We start from the raw sequence: 2,353 nt of genomic DNA, 5'->3' as shown, positions 1-2,353 counted from the left end.
ATGCAACTTATGGGCAAGCTCTCAGAAGAGAAGGGACAAAAAGCCCAAGAAACGGTTGAGTGCTTGGGGCTGGTCGGCGGTGAAGTTCGCCGAATGCAAACACAGGGCCTGCCTTTACCCCATATGGGGTGGAATACGGTGTCTGCAACGTCTGGTCACCCATTATTTGCAGGCATTGAAGAAGGCGAGTACTTCTATTTTGTGCACAGTTTTGCCATGCCGGTTGGCGACTACACCATTGCAGAGTGTCAATATGGTCAGCCTTTTAGTGCGGCAATTCAACATGGCAACTACTATGGTGTGCAATTTCATCCAGAGCGCTCATCAAAAGCTGGCTCCAAGTTAATTGACAATTTTTTGAAACTTTAAGGATAGTCGTTTGGCCGATAAGGCTAAACCACCATTAAGGATAAATGATGATTATTCCCGCATTAGATTTAATCGATGGTCAGGTTGTTCGCCTTTATCAGGGAGATTATGGGCAAGTGACCGAATATAAAGTTGATCCCGCTGAACAATTCAACCTCTATCATCAAGCCGGTGCCAACTGGCTTCATTTAGTGGATCTCACGGGTGCAAAAGACACCTCAGCTCGTCAGTTAACGTTGATTGCGACCCTCTTGGCCAGCACGCCAGCAAATATTCAAATTGGTGGTGGCGTGCGTAGTGAACAAGATGTGATTGATTTACTCAACGCCGGTGCTCAGCGTGTCGTGGTTGGTTCCACCGCGGTCAAACAACCTGAATTAGTCAAAGGTTGGATGGCAAAATACGGAGCGGAGAAAATGGTTCTTGCACTGGATATCAATATTGATCGTGATGGCTCACGTAAAGTTGCTATTTCTGGTTGGCAAGAAGACTCTGGGGTGACCATCGAAGCGTTATTGGATGATTACCTCACGGTGGGTCTACAACATGTTTTGTGTACCGACATTTCTCGTGATGGAACGCTGACAGGCTCTAATGTGGCGTTGTATGTCGATTTATGCCAGCAGTATCCACAAATTCAATTCCAGTCTTCTGGTGGTATCGGCAGCTTAGCAGACATTGAAGCGTTGAAAGGCAGTGGAGTCGCCGGTGTTATTGTTGGTCGTGCACTATTAGAGGGTAAGTTTACCGCACAGGAGGCGTTCTCATGCTGGCAAAGCGAATAATTCCCTGTCTAGACGTTCGTGATGGTCAAGTCGTTAAAGGTGTTCAGTTTCGTAACCATGAAATCATAGGTGATATCGTACCGCTGGCTAAACGCTATGCAGAAGAAGGTGCAGATGAGCTGGTTTTTTACGATATTACCGCATCCAGTGATGGTCGAGTCGTCGATAAAAGTTGGGTATCACGGGTCGCCGAAGTGATCGACATCCCTTTCTGTGTCGCGGGTGGAATCAAATCGGCAGACGATGCGGCGCGCATTTTAGAGTTTGGTGCCGATAAAGTGTCGATTAATTCGCCCGCATTAGCCAACCCTCAATTGATCACCGATCTTGCGGATAAATTTGGTGTGCAATGTATTGTCGTGGGGATCGATTCCTATTTTGATAAAGAAACGGGCCAATACCAAGTCTATCAATTTACCGGGGATGAAACGCGGACCAAAGCGACACAGTGGCAAACTCAAGATTGGGTTCAAGAGGTACAAAAACGGGGAGCGGGTGAAATTGTCCTTAACATGATGAACCAAGACGGGGTTCGTCATGGGTATGACCTTGAACAATTGAAGAGGATTCGAGCTGTATGCCAAGTGCCTCTGATAGCTTCGGGTGGTGCGGGGGCGATGGAACACTTTGCTGACGCCTTTAAGTTAACCCATGTCGATGGTGCGCTGGCAGCCTCTGTCTTTCATAAACAGATTATTAATATCGGTGAACTGAAGCAGTATTTAAAACAACAACAAATCGAGGTAAGACGATGAGCCGAACTACGCAAAGCCCAATGGCGCTCTCAGACCGAATCAATTGGGAAAAGGTTGATGGTCTTATCCCAGCAATTATCCAAGATTTTACGTCTAGCCAAGTGTTGATGATGGGGTATATGAATCAGCAAGCGCTGGCAAAAACGTTGGAAACGGAACAAGTGACCTTTTATTCACGTTCAAAACAGCGGTTATGGACCAAAGGCGAAACGTCTGGACATATTTTACAACTGAAAAATATCGCCTTGGATTGTGATCAAGACACCTTATTAGTCAAAGTGAACCCAATTGGCCCCACTTGTCATACCGGGACAACCACCTGCTGGGATGGCGATGAACAAGAGGAATCACAATGGGTCTGGCTTCATCAACTTGAACAGTTATTGGCTGCCCGCAAGAGTGCCGATCCAGAGTCCTCTTATACTGCTAGCCTTTATGCGCGTG

At 46.8% G+C, this 2,353-nt stretch carries 4 protein-coding genes; all 4 read left to right on the top strand.

The genetic code is table 11. The features are described from left to right. Positions 1–369, top strand: a 369-nt coding sequence (hisH, locus tag B7C60_RS19820; protein ID WP_245869616.1) for an imidazole glycerol phosphate synthase subunit HisH, incomplete at its 5' end; no start/stop codon positions are given. A 47-nt stretch (positions 370–416) separates the two neighbouring features. After that, positions 417–1,154 (top strand): 1-(5-phosphoribosyl)-5-[(5-phosphoribosylamino)methylideneamino]imidazole-4-carboxamide isomerase, encoded by a 738-nt coding sequence (gene hisA, locus B7C60_RS16380; RefSeq protein WP_099612559.1) that lies wholly within the window; start codon positions 417–419, stop codon positions 1,152–1,154. Beyond that, positions 1,136–1,909, top strand: coding sequence for an imidazole glycerol phosphate synthase subunit HisF (gene hisF / locus B7C60_RS16375; RefSeq protein WP_099612558.1), 774 nt, complete (start codon positions 1,136–1,138; stop codon positions 1,907–1,909). Before hisA ends, hisF begins: the two co-directional genes overlap by 19 nt. Continuing rightward, the coding region (gene hisIE / locus B7C60_RS16370) for a bifunctional phosphoribosyl-AMP cyclohydrolase/phosphoribosyl-ATP diphosphatase HisIE (RefSeq protein ID WP_245869615.1) at positions 1,906–2,353 on the top strand (448 nt) is incomplete at its 3' end. The genes hisF and hisIE, both read left to right, overlap by 4 nt.

Source organism: Vibrio fujianensis (assembly GCF_002749895.1).
GTDB lineage: Bacteria > Pseudomonadota > Gammaproteobacteria > Enterobacterales > Vibrionaceae > Vibrio > Vibrio fujianensis.
This window is presented reverse-complemented; position numbering and strand designations above follow the sequence as displayed.